Here is a 19,426-nt window from a genome sequence, read left to right on the forward strand (position 1 = left end):
CCTCCCATTTCCCGATGTCCAAGAAATGGGAGGCAGTTCACGGGTACGTTTGTGGTGGTTGCCTAAGCGCGGCCAAGTGTTTGGGTGGTTTTGCCTATGATGCCGAGATTCTTCTAGTTTCGTGTATATAGATATGCGAACATCATTAATTAGCGGCGCGACATCCGCGCAGATTGCTAATGAGGTAGCCTGTAATATAAGCTAGTGCTACCGCTCACCGCTAAATGCCCACCGTTCACAGCATTATTGCATTTGAGTTAAATGTTGTACAAATAATACGCTGGCGAATAAAAAAATAGCAATAGCTAAATTACCAGCAATTTAGTTTTATTTAAGGTAAATAAAAAACAGTCAATTTGAGCAAATGTCAAGAGCGCTGGATTACTGCTACAATAATGTCAGAATCTAGCACATAGATGTTTAAACAAGAAGTACAATACCATTACTAAGCGCGCGCAAATATCGGTTGCGCGTCCAAGCTTGATAGGGAAAGAGCAAGATCGCGGTCTCTTGGGGAGGAGACATCGATGAAAGCGAATTCAGACAAATCTAAGCAGAGTAATAAAGCGACGCGCCGTGTACTGGCAGGCGTTTTGTGCGGAGCCTCCGTGTTGAGCCTGGTACTGTCGCTCGTCATGCCCCCGATCTCGCAGGCCATTGCCAACGATGCCCAGACGGTTTCTGCCGAGGGAACTGTGATGGGGGGGGGGTTCCTCAAGTGAGTCTACTGATGTAGAAAACACCAACAATGGGGATACCGAAAACCAGATTAGCGACGACGGCGAGGGTGGCGAGACTGGCTCTTCAAATGACGTTGAGCAGAATCAGGCTGAGGATCAGCTCGAGGGCGAGCTGCAGGTCGAAGATGGTGGCTCGTCGAATGACGACGCCGTAATGGCAGCTGCAGAAGGCGGGCAAACCGAAACGGCAGCTAATGAGATAACTAGTGCTAATGACCTGGATAGCAAACTCAAGGCCGTTGGAGAGAATGGAACAGCCAGCTTTGACCTTACGATGGATGTTGAGTGCGGCTCAACAATCCAACTCGATAAGAGCGGCAGCAATATCACACTAAATCTAAACGGTCACAAGATTAAATATACGAATCAGAGCCAGCCCCTGTTTAACATCACCGGTGGCGCGACACTTACAATTAAGGATACGGTTAACGATTCTGATCCTGAGAAAACGAGTGAAAAAGTCGACGACGGCAAGCTGCTAGATGATCAGGGCCAGATTTTAGATCGCAACAATTATGGTAAAGAAGCAAAGTTGGGTTACGACGCCGATGGCATTCCGTCTAACCTTACCTACTATGTGACCCAATCGTCCCCGAGTGCAACAGACACAACCAAGACAACCGAGACGCTTTTCGAACATAGAGTCGAGATTAAAGGCGCCATCGTGGCATGCGGTGGCAATGAAAACCTGAAGCTCATCTACATCAACGGCGGTCATTTCAGTCTTGAGAACGGCGTGCTCACACAAGAGAAAGACTCCCATGTCCGAAGCCTGGTGTACGCGGAGAATAAGTCGACCGTCAATATGAACGGTGGTTACGTTTGTGGAGGTTATTGTCGGAACAATGGTGCCGGCGCAGGAATATCTGTCTACAATTCGCCTCTTAGCATTTCTGACGGCGTAATTGCCGGCAACCGCGCTCCTAGTGGCGGCGGTGTATATGCCAATGGGTCTGCAGTCACAGTGACCGGTGGCGTAATCTCCGGTAACAGCACGCTTAATAACATTGACGGATTTGGTGGCGGCCTCATGGCCGAAGGCGGCAGCGTTACTGTTTCCGGCGGTTACATTACGAACAATCGCTATGTCAAATTCTGCAGTAAGGATGGCTGGGGTTGTCATGGCGGCGCTGGGCTTGCTGCCAAAGAAGGCGCCCATGTCACCATTTCCGGTGGCCAGATTACTGGCAATTATTCTGAAGAAGCCGGTGGCGGCGTTTACGTTACCGATCAAGGGCGAGGCGGTTCTCGCAAGGATATGGCATGGCTCAAAATTACGAGAGGAATTATTGCCTCTAACGTGAGCTACAAATCTGAAGGTGCCGGCATCCGAGTGGGCCAGAAGGTTGACGCGGAAATAAAAGTTCCGCCAAATTCTAGTCCAGTCTACATCACTAATAACCACTGCATGTCTCGCTTTGACTGGGGCGGAGGCGGCATCTTCGTCCAGGGCTCTAATGAGACCGCATCTGATGCGGGTAGGCTATTTGTCTATAACTCCTATATAAGTAGCAATACAGCCGGTGGCTACGGTGGTGGCGTTGCGGTTTGCCCGACGGGTAAGACCTTGGTGACAGGCACCGACGGCACGGCGATTTTCGGGAATACTTCTGCCGAAAGAGAACAAAGCTATGAAAGTTATGAAAAAGGCAACAACGGCACCCCTCACCTATCTGGTGGCGGACACGAAAAAAACCAAGACTATGACGCGTACTGCAGCGATAAATTTCGCAACAACGGTCATGCTGATTTCTTTCTTGCGGCGAAAGAGAACAAAGAGCCAATCGCGGCGGTGATTGGCAAAATGCTCGGTGGCGGTGATGCCGAATACTCGGGAAGTAAAGAGCTTGCGCAAGCCATTACTATCCCCGCCAACGGTGGCGTGCAGGTATATAAGAGCATCGGTCTGAGCTCGGGAGTTCAAGCTGGAGACCCCGCTGCAACTACTGCGCAGAGTAAAGCGACAACGTTCATTACCGGCAATTATTCCTGGAACCATGGTGGCGGCATCATGTCGAATGGCGATCTGTACTTGGGTCAGCCTGCGGATACGTACGTCTACCCGAGCCTTAAGCTGAAGGCGTCTAAAACGCTGTCCGGCCGCGACCTCAAAGATGGGGAGTTCTCCTTTATGGTCTACCGCAAGGGTTCGGATGATCCTTTCGCTAAGGGGACATTCAATCGCGACGCTTGCACTGAGGTAGGAACTGCAAATAATAATGCAAACGGCAACATCACGTTTAACCTTGGTGAGCAGTTTGCAGCGAACAGTACGGCTGGCCCGATTACATACTATTTGGTTGAAAATGCTGGCACTGATTCCGACATCACGTACGACCCGGCCGTGTACGAGATTGTGGTGACGGTCGAGGACCATTCGACTGTGCTCATGTCTGTTCCGACTCGGGACGATCCGAACAAGACCATAGATCTCAAAATCCATAACTACGAGATCAAAGACGTGAGCGCGGTCGAGCATTCCAAGGGCGAAACTGACTCCCAGAACGTTGTTGTGGAACGAGATGCTACTGAGGGCTATTATTCGATTGTCGACCCCGGCAAGGGTAAGACCTTCACCAACAAGTACACTCCGTACACCTCCAGCGGCTCCTGGACTCCTAAGGCGACTAAGGTCGTTAAGGGTGGCGAGATGAAGGAGTTTACGCTTCAACTTGCGACCGACAAAGAGTTCACGGAGATCGTTCAGAATAAGTCGACCAAGACCGACGCTGGTAAGTCCCAGACCTTAAGCTTCGACGAGATTAAGTACGAACTAAAAGATCTCGAAAAACTCGCGTCCGACTCCACGGGCCGCGGTGCAAGCAATACCTTTACTTATTACGTTCGCGAGCAGCAGCCGACCACGCCGTTTACGAACTACACATACGACAAGTCGGTCTATCAGATTACGGTTAACGCGACTGACGACTCTAACCACCATATCGACGTCACTGCGACCTACAAGCAGATTCAGGATCGTGATGGCAAGCCAGTGACCAACGACACGGGCCGCGAACTCACTGAAAGTTCCACCCCCACCTTCACCAACACCTACTCCACCTCTTTGCCCCTTTCTGGTATGTCGGGCGTCACTCTGACGTACCTTGCCGGCGCGGTGGTGCTTTGCGCTGCTGCGGCCTGGATGCACATTCGTCGCAAGGCGAATGCGAAGGGAGGTAAGCGTCGTGAATAAGAAAGTTTGCTCCTTCCCGATCTTGTTTGCGCTGCTTACCCTCCTGATCGGCACCTGCGCGGTTGTGTTCCCCGCATCCGCGCAGGCCGCGCCGACCTCGACCGGTTCCATCACGGTGAGCGGCACCGTGGCGCGCAGCTACGACGCCTACCAGATCTTTAGCGCCAACGTCGTCGACGGCGACAGCGACGCCAAGATCGCCACCGACCTCGCCTGGGCAAGCGACGCCGTGCGCGACGCCGCGCTGCCTGTGCTGCACAGCGCCGGCATGCCCAATTCCCAGACCACCGCGCAGGAAGCTGCCGAGTGGCTCAACACCGATTCCCACCTTACGAGCGCGCTGAGCGCGCAGCTCGCTCGTTCCCTCCAGAGCTCTGGCGCCGAGCTCGCGGCCCTCAACGCGGGCACGGCGGCCGAGCTGCCCTGCGGCTACTGGCTCATCGTCGCCGACGACGACGCCATCGCCCAGGGCGAGGCCGGCACCGCGCCGATCATGGCCCTGGTGGGCGGCAGCGCCGTCACCGTCAAGCCCAAGGCCGCGACCCCCAAGGTGGCCAAGCACGTGCTGGAGGACAGCACCGCCGCATGGCAGAAGGCCGCCGACGCCACGGTCGCCGACGACCTGTACTGGCGCCTCTCTGCCACGGTCCCGGCGGGGCTCACGGCCTACGACACCTACGCGGTGCGGTTCGTCGACACCATGAGCGCGGGGCTCGACCCCTCCAAGGTGGCCGCGAGCATGCATGTATACGTGGCGGCGGGCGCGGATGGCACCTTCGACGCCGTCTCGAGCGGTAAGGACGGGCGCGCCGGCTCCGAGCCCGCGAAGGGCTGGACCGATATCACGGCCCAGTGCGCCACCAAGGTAGCGGCGGACGGCAAGACCTTCACCGTGCGCACCGGCGACCTGATCGCCGCGCTCGGCGGGGCCGACGCCTTTACCGCGGGCGCCCGCGTGGTCGCCGTGTACAACGCGCCGCTCAACAGCGCATGCAACCACGGCATCGCGAAGGGCAACCCCAACGAGGTCTACCTGCGCTACCCGCGCTCTCCCTTTGCCGACCAGTCCGGCGACGCCGGCTTCACCCGCACGCCGAGCGACGACGCGTGCGCCTACACCTGGGATCTCGCACTCACCAAGCGCGGCAGCGACGGCGACAAGCCGCTGTCCGGGGCGGTCCTGAGCATCGCCGACGACCGCGGTCGCACGCTGGCGGCCGACGGCACGTGGGACGCGCAAGGCAAGGCCACCGTCACCACGGGCGAGGACGGCCGCGTGACCGTCTCGGGCGTGGACTCGGGCAAGCTGGAGGTCCGCGAGCTCAAGGCGCCCAAGGGCTACGCCGCCTTTGAGGGCATGCGCGGCGTGACGGTCAAGGCCGAGGGCCTGGACGTCGACCAGGTGGCCGCCGCCAAGCCCAAGCTCACCATCACGGCCGAGTCGCCCCTGCGCGCCGACAGCGCGGACGGGTCGACGGGCAGCCTGGAGGCGTCGCTCATCAACACGCCCACCGGCACACCCCCTAGCATTACCACCGGAGGCTTTATGCCCTCGACTGGCGATATGGCAATGTACGCCGCGGCCGCCGCAGCGGTCGCCGGAGCCGCGCTCGTCGTGGTCGCGCTCCTGGTCAAGCGGGGAGGTGGCAGCCATAAAGAGTAGCTGGCAGCCCCACAGAGAGCGGGGCGAGACGTAGCGAAGTAGATGCTAAGACACAGACAGATGATGACCGATCGAATGAGAATCAAACGGAAAACGGAGGAAAAGAAGATGAGCATGAGCAAGAACATCGCACGCCTGGCAGTAACCGCTGGCCTCACAGCAGCGCTGAGCTTCGGCGGCGTGATGGCGCCCGTGACCATGGCGTTTGCTGAGGGTACGGGGTCGACCGTCACGTTCGAGGACGCCGATTACGCTGCGTCCACGACCTATAAGGGTATCCAGATCTTCAAGGCAAAGGTCACGACGACCGGTGGGAATACGACGGTGAGTAGCATCGAATGGGCCAGCTCCGATGCCCAAACTGCTGTCGTAAACGCCATCAAGAAAAAGGATGCATCCTACAAAAGCGAGAACGCACAGGATGCTGCCGATTGGCTTAGCACCAAATCTGAAGTTACCGGGACCGATTCGAAGGTTGCTAGCGACAACGTTCTCAGTCTAATTGCCGATGGCCTGAAGAACAGCACCACCTGGAAGGTGACGAGCGAGGGCAGTGCATCCCTTTCCGGACTCGGCGCCGGCTACTGGCTCTTCCTCACCGCTACTCCCGGTAAGCCTGCTGACAAGTCGACCGATGTGTCCACCTCTCCCGTCTACGCCGTGATCGACGGCGTGAACGCGACGACCGTTACGCCAAAGAAGGGCGTGCCTACTGTCGAGAAGAAGGTCCTCGACGATGCCGACGCCGCCGATGCCACCGACATCAAGGGCTCCAACAAATGGAATGATGTCGCCGATTCCCAGATCGGCCAGGAAGTTAACTACAAGCTTACCGGCACGATCGCCAGCAACTACGCTACCTTTGGCACGTATGCTTACAAGTTCACCGACGGGCTTTCCAATGGCCTTGACTATGTCAAAGGCTCGGTTAAGGTGTACGCGCTGAACGGCGAGACTTACAGCGAGATTGAGTCGAGCAATTATACCGTGACGGATGCTGATGCTAGCAACAACAACACGCTGACGGTCGAGTTCAAGACCGGAGACGGCAAGAAGGGCCTCAAGGACGTCGCGAGCGTGACCGCCGACACCAAGATCGTTGTCTTCTACAAGGCAAAGCTCAACGGCAACGCCGTGATTGGCAATGCAACCGACGGCAACAAGGGCGGTAACCCCAACACCGTCAAGCTCGAGTACTCCAACAACCCGTATGCCGAGGGCACGGGCGAGACGATCGAGGATACCGTCGCCGACTTCGCGTTCAAGCTCAACCTCAACAAGGTCGACCAGGGCACCGAGAGGGGCCTTGCGGGCGCCGTCTTCACCATCCAGTCCGCTGATTCGAACACTCAAGACCAGTATATCGCCTCGAAGGACGACCCCACCGCGGGCGTCGTCGCGGGCCAGCTCGTGACCGTTGCCGACGTCAACCACCTGCCTGACTACGTGACGTTCACGTCCGACAAAGACGGCAAGATCCCCGTCTCCGGCCTCGACGCCGGCTCCTACAAGGTGACCGAGGTCAAGGCCCCCGGCGACTCCTACACCAAGGCCAAACCCTTCACCTTCAAGATCACCCCGACGTATGACGCCGTGACCATGAAGGTGACGGAGCTTAAGGCGGAGGTTTCCGAGTACGACAAGGGCCGCAACGACATCGCCTTCGGTACGCTTGACGACACTGCCGGTGACAACAAACTGAACGGCACGGAAGGCGCCGGCACCAACGCCGCCACCGGTGAGATCACCATCAACGTCGGCAATACCAAGTCCGTCGGCCTCCCGCTGACCGGTCTCAACGGTGTGACCTTCACTTGGATCGCTGGTGGCGCGGTGCTGTGCATCGGCGTGGCGCACCTCATCCGCAGCCGTAAGCAGGCTGAGGAGTCCGAGCAGGAGTAAGGCTCACTCACCCATCCCTTTGGCAGGTGGGATGTGATGGCCATGAGACTTGCGGACACTTTTCTCGTCCATCCACGTTCTTGCTTTGCCATTCTCTTTTCGGGGCAGACTCCGCACTGGAGTCTGCCCCGTTCTTTTTGGACAACACAGGCAGCCTCCACCGTCCGATGCGGACTCATCCGTCATCGCGTTTCTTGACTCGTATGAGGTTCGGTTTAGGGTCCGTAGGCGCACGCGCGGTGCGGACGGTGGACGGCATTTGCGCCGCAACAAGCGCAAATAAGAATGCCCGGGGGTCGGATCCCGGGCATTTAACAAAAGCTGAAAACTAGGCCGCCCACGCTCCCAAACATTTACGCGGGGTGCGTCGTTTTCTATTGGTATTGTATCCCGAATCGCCCCGCCGATTCAGGACATTTTGAAAACTCAAATGTAGGCTTAGGCACGAACGGTATCTCTTTAATTCCGAAAATTATGTATAATTCCAATATGAACTGGAATCGAACGAAAACAATGGAAATGAACGAAGCGCTAATCTATTTACAAGAAGCACTAGGCCTTTCCGCCAAGACCAAAACTTGGCCTGGATCCGCACGCTTGCCGCTGCATCTGCGGACGATTGAGGTCCGCGCTGTTGACGCAAACGGTTTTTCGTTTTTGCTTGCAAGTCTGCCTACTGGCGTCGGGCTTCCCGAGGCTAAGAGAGTCTATAGTCAGCTAGCCTTGCGCGCGGAGACTCCTGTTGTCGTTTCGTTTCCTGATGCCGATGCACGTCAGCGCAAAGCATTGGTCGCACAAGGGATTCCGTTTGTTTGCCCCGGCAGACAGGCTTTTCTTCCATTTATGGGCACAGCCTGCACGGAGAGGGGCGGTGCCCGGTTTCGCAACCACGCGACCAAGATGTCACCCAACGCGCAGGCTGCCGCAATCTGGGGAGCAGCCCAGGAGCTATATCGTCCCTATGACCTTTGTCGTGCACTTGGGATCTCGGCAAGCCGCGCGAGTGAGGCCATAACCGAGCTTGTTGACAGGGGACTCGCGAGGCGCGAGCGTCGCGAGCGACGTGTCGTCGTGTTCCCTGTTGCCGTTGATCTTTTGCTCAGTGAGCACATGGCAGAGCTCTCCTCGCCTGTCTCGAAGGTCTTTTTTGCAAGGAAGACGCCGCAGATCGACTATCTTGTTGACGCCGGGGAGACGGCGCTCGCTGCGCGTTCGATGCTCGCTGCGCGTTCGATGCTCGCTGCGCCGGGCATGGAACAAAAGGCCGTCTTAAGAAGTGCATGGCGTCAACTGAGCGACCTCGAAGTCGCAGACGGGGAGTTGCCGGATAACGAAACGGCGATGATTCAAGTGTGGCGCTATGCACCCGTGTTTGCCGGCTCCTCCCGTGTCGACGACATTTCGCTTGCGCTATCTTTGGCGGCAATCGACGATGAGCGAATTCAGCTCGAAGTCGATCGCATGTTTGGAAAGGATTATCCATGGCAAGAAGCGCTGTAGAAGGTCTCCAAGAATTCGGACCGTAGGCGGTGTTTCGGTCCTAGCTGCGTTGTCCGGCGCATGAGCTCGCTAATCGGCTATTATTTGTTTAGACAACTTGAGCTGTAAAGGAGTGACCGGCGATGGTGCAGGGCGCCAAACATATGAAGAGCAATAACGCCGCGGACAACGGCGGCTCAAGCCCTCAGCCCAAACCTCAACCAAAGCCCAAGCGCCGTCGCAAGCGACTGCCGCGCTGGGCCGACCGGCTCATCACCATCGTCATCATCCTTATTGGCGTGGGCCTTATGACCTGGCCGTGGATCTTGGACCGGCTCGAGGCCTCGGGCGTGTTCAACCAGATCAGCACCGTGTCCAGCACCGTGGACGCGCTATCTGCCGAGGAGCGCGAGCGCATCCTGCTCCAGGCGCGCTCCTATAACGAGCAGCTGGCGGGCGAGGCCACCGAGCTTCCCGCCGACCAGATCGAGCCCTACGCTCAGCAGCTCATCTTTGACCGCGACCCCATGATGAGCTGGGTCGAGATCCCCTCCATCGACGTTAGTATGCCCATCTACCACGGCACGAGCGAAGAAGTCCTTATGGCGGGCGTCGGCCACCTGGAGGGCACGAGCCTGCCGGTGGGCGGCACCTCGACGCATTGCGTGCTCACCGCGCACTCGGGTATGCGCAACCTGAGCATGTTCGACGACATCCACTCGCTGGAGCCCGGCGACCTGGTGCTGCTGCACACCATGAACAAGACGCTCGCCTATAAGATGGTGGACTCCGAGGTGGTGCTGCCCGAGGAGATGGAGTCGCTGACTATCGAGCCCGGTGCCGACAAAGTGACGCTCGTCACCTGCACGCCCTACGGCGTGAACGACCATCGCCTGCTGGTGCATTGCGTGCGCACCAAGTACAACAAGAAGGACGTCGACAAGCAAAAGTCGCTGGCCGGCCGCCACTGGGGCAAGCGCGAGTTTGCCGTCCTCATCGTGGTCATAGCCATTGTGCTGTTGCTGCTGGACATCGTGATCCACGCGGTCCGCAAACGCCGCAAGGCCAAGGCCTCGGCATAAGACATTCTCCAGAACCACCGCAATGGGGACAGGCATTTTTGTGGTGGTCGGGGCTTTCAAACCATCACAACATTCGATGAAAATCGCGATTTTGGCGAAAAGCGTCGAATGTTGTGATGGTTTTCGTTGTGGCGTAGACGGTCTTTGTTTCGGGCGGGAGGGTTTTCGCTACGGACGGTGCGGTTTCGCTGCAGAACCGTCAGCCCGCCGCCTGCCAACCGCCGCCCTCGTTACGTTTTCGCTGCATTTGGGTAAAGCACCTGCTCCAAGCGGCGTTGGCTTGTATACTAGAGCGGTTTATCTGTTATGCGGAAGGGAGCGCCTATGGCACTCAGCGAGAAAGACGTGCGCGGCATCGCCGAGTACGCAAAGATCGCACTGACCGATGACGAGCTCACCCAGATGACGTCCTACATGAACGACGCCGTCCAGATGCTCGAGCCCGTCTTGCAATATGACTTGCCCGACGTGGAGCCCACGTTCCATCCCATCGGAAGCCTGTCCAACGTGATGGGCGATGACCTGCGCGAGCCCGAGCGCGATTTGCCGCTCGACGTCGCGCTCGAAAACGCCGGCAGCGCGCGCGACCGCTACTTCCGCGTGCCGTCCATTTTGGGAGAGGGGGAGAGCGAGTAATGGCGCAGAGCTTCGATTCCCTTACCGCCGCCCAGATCGCCGCGGGCGTTGCCGCCGGCGACTTTACCGCTACCGAGGTGGCCCAGGCCTCCCTTGCCGCCATCGAGGCGCGCGAGGGCGGGGTCCAGGCATTCCTGCAGGTGGCGCCCGAGCTCGCGCTCGAGGCCGCTGCGCGCGTGGATGCCGACCGTGCCGCAGGCAAGCCGCTGCCCCCGCTCGCGGGCGTGCCGCTGGCCATCAAGGACAACATGAACCTCGTGGGCACGCGCACCACCTGTGCTTCCCGCATGCTCGAGGACTACCAGAGCGTCTACACCGCCACCTGCGTTCAGCGCATGCTCGATGCCGGCTGCCTGCCCATGGGCAAGGCCAACATGGACGAGTTTGCCTTTGGCAGCTCCACCGAGAGCTCGGCGTTCCACCGTACCAACAACCCCTGGGATACCGAGCGCGTGCCCGGCGGCTCCTCGGGTGGCTCCGCTGCCGCTGTCGCCGCGGGCGAGGTCGCGCTCTCGCTGGGCTCGGACACCGGCGGCTCCATTCGCCAGCCGGCGTCGCTGTGTGGCGTGGTGGGCTTTAAGCCCACGTATGGCGCTGTGAGCCGTTACGGCGTGGTTGCCTTTGGCTCGTCGCTCGACCAGGTGGGCCCCTTTGGCCGCACGGTCGAGGACGTCGCGCTTGCCATGAACGCGCTCACCGGTGCGGGCCACGATTCGTACGACTGCACCAGCCAGGACTGCGCCGTCGACTTTACCGAGCATCTCAACGACAGCATCGAGGGCAAGCGCGTGGGCATCATCCCCGCGTTTATGGAGGCCGAGGGCCTGACGCCCGAGGTCAAGGCCGCTGTTCAACGCGCCGCCCAGGAGCTGCAGGACCAGGGCGCCGAGCTGGTCGAGGTCGACCTGCCGCACCTGGACGCCGCCATTGCCGCCTACTACGTCATCGGCCCGGCCGAGGCGTTCTCCAACCTGGCCCGCTTCGACGGCATTCGCTACGGCTACCAGGAGGAGGGCTGCGCCAACCTGTCCGACCAGAGCTCGCTGTCGCGCGCCCACGGCTTTGGCGCCGAGGCCAAGCGCCGTCAGATGCTCGGCGCCTACCTGCTGAGCTCGGGCGTGTACGACAAGTACTACTACGCTGCGCAAAAGGCCCGCACGCTCATCACACAGGACTACGACGCCGCGTATGCCAAGGTGGACACCATCCTCATGCCCGCCTCGCCGCGCACGGCCTTTAAGTTTGGTGAGATCAGCGATCCCACGCAGATGTACCTCTCCGACCTGTACACCATTTCGCTCAACATTTGCGGCAACGGCGGTATCTCGGTGCCGCTGGGCCTGGGCGAGGATACTCAGCTGCCCGTTTCTGCCCAGCTGGTGGGCCCGGCGTTTAAGGACCGTCAGCTGCTCACGTTTGCCCGCGCCCTGGAGCGCGGCTTTGCCGATGCCGCCACGGGCGCGCCCGTGCTTTCCGTCGCGCCCGATTTTGCCGGGAAGGGAGGCGAGCTGTAATGAAGGAGCTTTCCGAGGTCCTGCAGGATTGGGAGGCCGTGATCGGCCTGGAAATCCACACCGAGCTCACCGCACTCGATACCAAGATGTTCTGCAACTGCAAGCTTAGCCACGATGACGAGCCCAACGCCAACGTGTGTCCGGTGTGTCTGGGCCTGCCCGGCGCCCTGCCGGTGCCCAATAAGCGCGCCATCGAGAGCATCGTCAAGGCCGGTCTCGCCACCAACTGCGAGATCCAGCGCCACTCGATGTTCTACCGCAAGCACTACTTCTATCCCGATATGGCCAAGAACTTCCAGACCACGCAGGGTCCGGTCGCCTTTGCCATGTACGGTCACCTTGATCTGGATGTGACCGGTCGCGGTGCCGCCGAGCGCCCCGACTGCGCGTTTGGCGAGGCCGAGGCCCAGAGCCTGGCGAGCGCCTCGGCCAACGCCGAGGGCCTGTCCACGTCCATGACGTCGACCATGCGCGAGGGCAACCAGCGCGCCGGTCACCTGGCCAGCTATGATGCGTCCAACTTGCAGATGCCCGAGCGTCGCGAGGACGGTTCCTACACGGTGCCCATTCGCATCCTGCGCATCCACATGGAGGAGGACGCCGCCAAGATGGTCCACGTGGGTGGCGCCGAGGGCCGCATTACCGCCGCGGCCGAGTCGCTCGTCGACTACAACCGCTGCGGAACGCCTTTGATTGAGCTCGTGACTGAGCCCGATCTGCGCACGCCCGAGGAGGCTCGCCTGTTTATGGAAAAGCTCCGTCGCATTTTTGTGACGCTGGGCATTTCGGACTGCTCCATGGAGAAGGGTTCCATGCGCTGCGACGGCAACGTGTCGCTGCGCCGCCGCGGCGAGACCAGGCTGGGCACCAAGACCGAGCTCAAGAACCTCAACTCGTTTAAGAGCCTGCACGACGGCCTTGCCTACGAGATCTGCCGCCAGGCCGAGGTGCTCGAGGAGGGCGGCATTATCTACCAGGAGACCCGTCACTGGGAGCCCAGCCGCAAGCGCACCGTGGTCATGCGTGTGAAGGAGACGGCCGACGACTATCGCCTGTTCCCCGATCCCGACCTGGCGCCGTTCGACCTGGACGATGAGTTCATCGACCGCTGCCGTGGCGAGATTCCCGAGCTGCCCGATGCCAAGCGCGCCCGTTTTGAGGCCGATTTTGGCATTAAGGCGGCCGATGCCGAGCAGATCGCCGGCGACCCGGAGTTTGCTGAGTTCTTTGAGGCCGCTGCTGCCGGTATGGCCGGCAAGGAGGCCCAGACGGTCGCAAACTTGCTGGTGAACGAGATGATCGCCTACCTTAAGGGCGCGGGTGTGTCGCTGGCCGAGTCCGGCATCGCGCCGGATCAAGTGGCGGCGCTGGCCAAGCTGCTGGCGACCGATGCCATCAGCTCCAACCAGGCGCACGAGGTCTTTGAGGCCATGGCCCAGACCGGCGACGACCCCAACAAGATCGTCGACGAGCGCGGTATGCGCCAGGTGAGCGACGCCGGCGCGCTGCAGCCGATTGTGGACGAGGTACTGGCTAACTGTGCCGATCAGGCGCAGCAGTATCGTGACGGCAACCAGAAGGTCATCGGCTTTTTGGTGGGCCAGTGCATGAAGGCAAGCCGCGGCAAGGGCAACCCGAAGCTCTTCAACGAGTTGCTGAGAACGTCGCTCTCGTAGCTGCGAGGCCGGGGAAGCCCCGAGTCGCCGGGGTATTTCCTCCAAATTTCAAACAGTCCTATGCAAGACGAAGGCCACGTTTAGTGGCCTTCTTTGCATGCGGAACTCATTTGGAGCAAACACCCCGGCGACTCGGGGCTTCCCCGGCCAGACGACTCGGCCGTTCGGGTCAGGCGGGGCTGAATGGAATAGAGTGAATGGGCGTGCCGTCGGCACGCCCATTGTTTTGAAGGGAACTCATTGAGAGGCAAGGCCCTGCGCCCGGCCCCTCGGTTCCGTAACGACTCGGCCGTTCGGGTCAGGTAGGCTGAATGGAATTTGGTGAATGAGGGCGCCGTTGGTGCCTTCATTCTTTATATATGTTGGGAGCGCCAAGCGGTGGGGGTGGTGCCGGTGTGTTGCTTGAAGGCTTGGGCGAAGGCGGCCTGCTGAGGGTAGCCTAGACGCTCTGCGACCTGCGCTATCGTGAGCGAGCTATCGGCCAAAAGGTCCTGTGCTCGCTCCATACGGCGTCTGCGAATGTAGGCACCCAGGGACTCGCCGGTTTGGGCCTTAAAGGTGGCGCATAGCTTGGAGCGGCTTGTGTAGAGCCTCTCGGCTACCTCGTTGATACCCACACGTCTGCCTTTGTCGAGCGCGCGCTCAATCATTGCCGTTGCTTCTTCGGCAATGGTTATGCTGGCGCGTGTGTCTGCCGCCCGCCGCGCCTGCTTGTGGGCCGCGCGCGAACAGGCGAGCTCCGCGACCATGGTCTCCACGATGCCTTGCATATAGACGTGTCCGCCTACGGTGCGGGCGCGGTCCTCGTTAATCCGGCGCAGCGTGTGGCAGATGGCAGACGTCGCCTCCTCGTGCCATGACTCGGCAAACGCTTCAAAGACTCCTACGAACTCAGTGGGATACCGATGCTCCAGCTCGTCAAAATACCCGGGCAAAAAGAGCACCGAGCGCGAGTGATAAAGCTGCCCTGCAAACAGCGGACTTAGCTCCTCGCCGCAGCTATCTTGGATAAAGCTGCACACCGCGCTGTTCGGCCACGGTCCATGCAGGGGTTTAAGGTTCGCAGGCGTTATGCCGGCTTCGGGCATGCACATGAGCGTGGGCGCGCTGACCTCGCTCACGCACGCGTACGGTTCGGGTGTGTATTCGGCCAGGTACATATCGTGCGTCGGGGTAATGTAATGCTCCATGACGATGCAGGCAGGGGAGAGGGGCATGATCCATGCGCGTCCGTGCGCCCGATCGTTTGCCACCTCGCCGGTAAAGACGGCGCCCTTGCCGGTAAGCTCCAGGCCAAACTGCTCAAACTGCGGTGCATAGAGCTCGGTTATGTCGGTCGCTGCCCGCCGTATTTGCAAAAGCGTCCCTTTCCTTTGCAGAAACGTCCACGCCTGGCTCGATTGTGAGCCATGGCTAACACATCAATGATAAGTTCATTACGGTTAACTCTCAAGCCGTTAGAAGGGAATCTCATGGCAAAGGGGTCAAAAAGGGAAGGCGGCGGTATCGGCGAGCTGCTTGCATATGCCGGCGACCGCAAATTCCTAACGTATTTGGGCATGGCTCTCTCGGCGCTCTCGCAGCTGCTGAGCTTTGGCCCGTACGTGTGCATTTGGCTTGTCGCGCGCGATCTGATCGCCGTGGCACCTAACTGGAGCGAAGCCTGCGACATCGCGACGTATGGCTGGTGGGCCGTGGGGTTTGCGCTGGCAAGCATCGTGGTCTATTTCGTGGGGCTCATGTGCACGCACCTGTCTGCGTTTCGCTGCGCGTCCAATATCCGCAAGACTACGAGCGAGCACCTGCTTAAGCTGCCGCTTGGCTACTTTGACACACACGCCACCGGTGAGCTGCGCCGTATCGTAGACGGATGCGCCGCCTCCACCGAGACCCTGCTCGCGCACATGCTACCCGATATCGCCGGCGCCACCGCCATGGTCGCAGGTCTGCTCGTGCTGCTTTTCGCCCTCGATTGGCGCTTGGGCGCGGCATGCCTTATCTCGGTCGCCGTTTCGCTTGGCGCCATGGCCACCATGATGAGCGGCAAGGGCGCCGAGTTCATGAAGGCCTACATGGGCGCGCTGGTCAAGATGAACAAGACCGGTACCGAATACGTACGCGGCATTCCCGTGGTCAAGGTGTTTCAGCAGACGGTCTATTCCTTTAAGGCGTTCCACGACGCGATCGCCGAATACGCCGACATGGCACAAAGCTATGCGGGCACGTTTTGCCGAGGTCCGCAGGTACTCAACCTTACCGCGCTCAATGGTCTTGTGACATTCCTGTTGCCCGTGGCGTTGCTGTTGGCGCCGGGCGAGAAGGACTTCGCGCATTTTATGGCCAACTTCACGTTTTACGCGATATTTTCGGCCGTGGTACCGACGGCCATGACCAAGCTCATGTTTGTGGGCGAGGCCTCTCAGATGAGTGCCGATTCGCTGGCTCGAATTCGAAGCGTCATGGATTCCAAGCGGCTCTCCGTGCCCGCGCAACCCAAGCACCCTGCCGGCGGCGACGTGCGATTTGAGGACGTGAGCTTTACGTACGAGGGTGCCGAAGCACCTGCCGTTAGCCATGTGAGCTTTAACGTTTCCGCGGGTAGCACCCTCGCCCTGGTGGGTCCCTCGGGCGGCGGTAAGTCAACCTGCGCCAGCCTGATCCCGCGTTTTTGGGATGTTTCTTCGGGTCGAGTGCTCGTAGGCGGTGTGGACGTTCGCGACATGGACCCGCACGAGCTTATGGACCAGGTTGCCTTCGTGTTTCAGACCAACCAGCTGTTCCGACAAACACTTGCCGACAACGTGCGCGCCTCCAAGCCCACGGCCACTGACGACGAAGTGCGCGCGGCCCTCTCCGCGGCCCAGTGCGACGATATCGTGGCCAAGCTTCCACAGGGCATCAATACCATGCTCGGCCCCGGCGGAGCATATCTTTCGGGCGGCGAGGTCCAGCGCGTGGCACTCGCCCGCGCGATCCTTAAAGACGCGCCTATCGTGGTGCTCGATGAGGCCACGGCGTTTGCCGACCCCGAGAACGAGGCGCTCATCCAGCGCGCCTTTAGCAAGCTGGCGGCGGGTCGCACGGTCATTATGATCGCGCACCGGCTTTCGACCGTGGTGGGGGCCGACAAGATCGTGGTGCTCAACCAAGGTAGCGTGCAGGAGGCCGGCACCCATGCCGAGCTGCTGTCCCAAAAGGGTCTATACGCCAAGATGTGGGCTGAATACGAACAGGCCGCGAGCTGGAAAATCACTGCAGCGACCGCGGATGCCGCCGTCACGAAGGGAGGCGAGGCCTAAATGTTCGCCTCATTCCAAAAGAAGTATTTCCTATCCGATAAAGGCGTCGCCGGCGTAAAACGCGGCATTTTCTGGACCACGCTCACCAATCTCATTACCATGGCCGGCATGGGCTTATTGTTCCTGGTCATGGCCGGTTTTGTCGAGCATCTTGCCAGCGGGGCCGATCTGCCGGGCGCACTGCCCATTGTGGGTGGTCTTGTTATCTTTTTTGCGCTGCTCTTTGCCTCTAATTGGCAGCAGTACTATTACACGTACTGCATCTTTTACGAGGAGTGCGGCAAACAGCGCATGGAGATCGCCGAGCGCTTGCGCAAACTGCCGCTGTCGTTTTTTGGTCGTCGTGATCTGGCCGATTTGACCGAGACCATCATGGGCGACGTTCAGACCATGGAGCATGCTTACAGTCATGTGCTGGGAGAGCTCTGGGGCGCCATCATCGCAAGCGCCATCGTGTTCATATCATCGCTGTTCTTTTGCTGGCAGCTGGCGATAGCGGCGTTCTGGAGCGTGCCCGTGGCCTTTGCAGTGCTGTATCTAACGCGCGGCCCCATGGCCCCGGTGTTCGACCGCGTGCGTGCCGAGAAGGTCAAGGTCACCGAGGCCATCCAGGAGACACTCGACTGTGTGCGCGAGATTCGCGCTACCAACCAGGAGGCCCATTATCTCGAGGGACTCAATGCCGTCATCGACGCCGAGGAGCGCGAGACCACCACAGGCGAGCTCGCTAGCGGGCTTTTGGTCAATTCCGCTTTTGCCATCCTGCGCCTGGGGATTGCCACTACGTTGGTCACGGGCGCCGCGATGGTCGCCTCCGGCCAGGTCGACTTTTTGGTGATGTTTGCCTTCCTGCTTATGGTGAGCCGCATCTATGCGCCCTTTGATCAGGCGCTGATGCTGATGACCGAGCTGTTTGCCGCCGAGTCGTCGGCCAAGCGCATGCGCTCCATCATGGAGGAGCCCATAGCGCGGGGCAGCGAGAAGTTTGAGCCCGTGGGCCATGACGTGGTGTTCGATCACGTGGCATTTAGCTATGGTGCGGGCGAGGACGGCCGTGCCGGCGAGAAGGTCTTGACCGACGTGAGCTTTACCGCCAAGGAGGGCGAGGTCACGGCGCTGGTCGGTCCTTCGGGCTCCGGTAAGTCCACGGTGAGCCGCCTGGCCGCGCGCTTTTGGGACGCCACCGAAGGCACGGTCACCGTGGGTGGCGTGGATGTTGCGAACGTGGACCCCGAGGTGCTGCTGCGCGACTACGCCATTGTGTTCCAAGATGTGCTGCTCTTTGACGATACGGTGATGGGAAACATTCGTCTTGGCCGTCGCGATGCCACCGATGAGGAAGTGCTTGCCGCCGCGCGTGCCGCCAACTGCGACGAGTTCGTAAGCCGCATGCCGCAGGGATATGACACTATGATTGGCGAGAACGGCTCCAAGCTCTCCGGTGGTGAGCGCCAGCGTATCTCCATCGCCCGTGCGCTGCTCAAAGACGCGCCGATCGTGTTGCTGGACGAAGCGACGGCGAGCTTGGATGTGGAGAACGAGACCGTGGTGCAGCAGGCGCTCTCCCGCCTGCTTGCAGGCAAGACGGTTATCGTGATTGCCCACCGTATGCGCACGGTGGAAAATGCCGACAAGATCGTTGTGCTCAAGGATGGCGTGGTAGCCGAGCAGGGCGCTCCGGCGCAACTCAAGGCGGCAGGTGGAGAATTCGCCCGCATGGTGGCGCTGCAAAAGGAAGCAGCTACCTGGCAGTTGTAAGAAGGGGCAAAGGGACAGTCCCTTTGTCACATTGACAATCGGTTACTCCGCATCGTTAATTTTCAAAAGGTTAGCCATGGCTGACCTAGATAGTTAGATAAAATTGAGATATTTCAAAAGCGTGCTCGAGCAAACTTGTTTACTCGGGTGCTGAGGCACCATGCCGCGTCCAATGCGGCAAAAGGGAGAAGCAACATGAAGAAGTCGACGTTTAACACCCTGCTTGTCGGTGGCGGTTTTCTGCTCGGTACGGCCGGCATCAAGCTGCTCACCAGCGCTCCGGTAAAGAATGCCTGCGTGCAGGGTATCGCGTGCGGCATGCGCATCAAGAACGGCTACCAGGACATGGTCGAGCAGGCCAAAGCCGAGGTCGACGACATGGTTGCCGAGGCTGCTTACATCACCCAGAGCGAGGCCGCTGCTGACGAGGCAGCCGAGTAACGCTCCCAGGCACAAACTATGAGATTCTCGATTATTAGCGAGA

13 protein-coding genes are annotated in these 19,426 nt (G+C 59.7%); 12 read left to right on the forward strand and 1 reads right to left on the reverse strand.

Annotation, left to right across the window (positions count from 1 at the left end):
* Positions 1-527: 527 nt before the first annotated feature.
* From DW151_RS06160 to gatB, 9 genes are all read left to right on the forward strand, one after another.
* Positions 528-722 carry a hypothetical protein gene (locus DW151_RS06160; protein ID WP_118334938.1) on the forward strand — a complete coding sequence of 65 codons (195 nt, stop codon included), beginning with the start codon at positions 528-530 and terminating at the stop codon, positions 720-722.
* A gap of 172 nt (positions 723-894) precedes the next feature.
* On the forward strand, positions 895-3,933 hold the full coding sequence (locus tag DW151_RS06165; RefSeq protein WP_118334940.1) for a Spy0128 family protein: 3,039 nt from the start codon (positions 895-897) through the stop codon (positions 3,931-3,933).
* Positions 3,926-5,596 carry a SpaA isopeptide-forming pilin-related protein gene (locus DW151_RS06170; RefSeq protein ID WP_158571667.1) on the forward strand — a complete coding sequence of 557 codons (1,671 nt, stop codon included), beginning with the start codon at positions 3,926-3,928 and terminating at the stop codon, positions 5,594-5,596. Before DW151_RS06165 ends, DW151_RS06170 begins: the two co-directional genes overlap by 8 nt.
* 114 nt (positions 5,597-5,710) lie before the next feature.
* Complete coding sequence (locus DW151_RS06175; RefSeq protein ID WP_158571668.1) at positions 5,711-7,498, forward strand: SpaA isopeptide-forming pilin-related protein; 1,788 nt, start codon at positions 5,711-5,713, stop codon at positions 7,496-7,498.
* Between the two features lie 513 nt (positions 7,499-8,011).
* Positions 8,012-8,998 carry a hypothetical protein gene (locus DW151_RS06185; RefSeq protein WP_118334946.1) on the forward strand — a complete coding sequence of 329 codons (987 nt, stop codon included), beginning with the start codon at positions 8,012-8,014 and terminating at the stop codon, positions 8,996-8,998.
* Positions 8,999-9,141: 143 nt separating this feature from the next.
* Positions 9,142-10,059 carry a class C sortase gene (locus tag DW151_RS06190; protein WP_158571669.1) on the forward strand — a complete coding sequence of 306 codons (918 nt, stop codon included), beginning with the start codon at positions 9,142-9,144 and terminating at the stop codon, positions 10,057-10,059.
* 324 nt (positions 10,060-10,383) lie between these two features.
* Positions 10,384-10,695: an Asp-tRNA(Asn)/Glu-tRNA(Gln) amidotransferase subunit GatC gene (gene gatC / locus DW151_RS06195; RefSeq protein ID WP_055250987.1), complete on the forward strand. Its 312-nt coding sequence runs from the start codon at positions 10,384-10,386 to the stop codon at positions 10,693-10,695.
* Positions 10,695-12,209, forward strand: a complete 1,515-nt coding sequence (gatA, locus tag DW151_RS06200; RefSeq protein WP_118334949.1) for an Asp-tRNA(Asn)/Glu-tRNA(Gln) amidotransferase subunit GatA — start codon at positions 10,695-10,697, stop codon at positions 12,207-12,209. Before gatC ends, gatA begins: the two co-directional genes overlap by 1 nt.
* Positions 12,209-13,885 carry an Asp-tRNA(Asn)/Glu-tRNA(Gln) amidotransferase subunit GatB gene (gene gatB, locus DW151_RS06205; protein WP_118334951.1) on the forward strand — a complete coding sequence of 559 codons (1,677 nt, stop codon included), beginning with the start codon at positions 12,209-12,211 and terminating at the stop codon, positions 13,883-13,885. Before gatA ends, gatB begins: the two co-directional genes overlap by 1 nt.
* A gap of 353 nt (positions 13,886-14,238) precedes the next feature.
* On the opposite strand, the gene DW151_RS06210 is transcribed toward gatB, so the two are convergent.
* Entirely contained in the window at positions 14,239-15,243 is a 1,005-nt protein-coding gene (locus DW151_RS06210) for an AraC family transcriptional regulator (RefSeq protein WP_118334952.1), read from the reverse strand.
* Between the two features lie 114 nt (positions 15,244-15,357).
* Between DW151_RS06210 and DW151_RS06215 the strand changes: the two genes are divergently transcribed.
* The 3 genes from DW151_RS06215 (at position 15,358) to DW151_RS06225 (ending at position 19,383) form a co-directional block, all read left to right on the forward strand.
* Positions 15,358-17,184, forward strand: a complete 1,827-nt coding sequence (locus DW151_RS06215; RefSeq protein WP_199579908.1) for an ABC transporter ATP-binding protein — start codon at positions 15,358-15,360, stop codon at positions 17,182-17,184.
* Entirely contained in the window at positions 17,185-18,942 is a 1,758-nt protein-coding gene (locus DW151_RS06220; RefSeq protein ID WP_118238410.1) for an ABC transporter ATP-binding protein, read from the forward strand. It begins immediately after the preceding gene.
* Positions 18,943-19,137: 195 nt separating this feature from the next.
* On the forward strand, positions 19,138-19,383 hold the full coding sequence (locus DW151_RS06225; RefSeq protein ID WP_117876745.1) for a DUF6110 family protein: 246 nt from the start codon (positions 19,138-19,140) through the stop codon (positions 19,381-19,383).
* Positions 19,384-19,426: the final 43 nt, after the last annotated feature.

The sequence above is a fragment of the Collinsella sp. AM13-34 genome (assembly GCF_003473055.1).
Lineage (GTDB): Bacteria > Actinomycetota > Coriobacteriia > Coriobacteriales > Coriobacteriaceae > Collinsella.

Coding starts and splice junctions, on each gene's coding strand:
- DW151_RS06220 (WP_118238410.1), top strand. CDS start 17,185: ATGTTCGCCTCATTCCAAAAGAAGTATTTCCTATCCGATAAAGGCGTC.
- DW151_RS06190 (WP_158571669.1), top strand. CDS start 9,142: ATGAAGAGCAATAACGCCGCGGACAACGGCGGCTCAAGCCCTCAGCCC.
- DW151_RS06160 (WP_118334938.1), top strand. CDS start 528: ATGAAAGCGAATTCAGACAAATCTAAGCAGAGTAATAAAGCGACGCGC.
- DW151_RS06215 (WP_199579908.1), top strand. CDS start 15,358: ATGGCAAAGGGGTCAAAAAGGGAAGGCGGCGGTATCGGCGAGCTGCTT.
- DW151_RS06175 (WP_158571668.1), top strand. CDS start 5,711: ATGAGCAAGAACATCGCACGCCTGGCAGTAACCGCTGGCCTCACAGCA.
- DW151_RS06225 (WP_117876745.1), top strand. CDS start 19,138: ATGAAGAAGTCGACGTTTAACACCCTGCTTGTCGGTGGCGGTTTTCTG.
- DW151_RS06185 (WP_118334946.1), top strand. CDS start 8,012: ATGGAAATGAACGAAGCGCTAATCTATTTACAAGAAGCACTAGGCCTT.
- gatB (WP_118334951.1), top strand. CDS start 12,209: ATGAAGGAGCTTTCCGAGGTCCTGCAGGATTGGGAGGCCGTGATCGGC.
- gatC (WP_055250987.1), top strand. CDS start 10,384: ATGGCACTCAGCGAGAAAGACGTGCGCGGCATCGCCGAGTACGCAAAG.
- gatA (WP_118334949.1), top strand. CDS start 10,695: ATGGCGCAGAGCTTCGATTCCCTTACCGCCGCCCAGATCGCCGCGGGC.
- DW151_RS06165 (WP_118334940.1), top strand. CDS start 895: ATGGCAGCTGCAGAAGGCGGGCAAACCGAAACGGCAGCTAATGAGATA.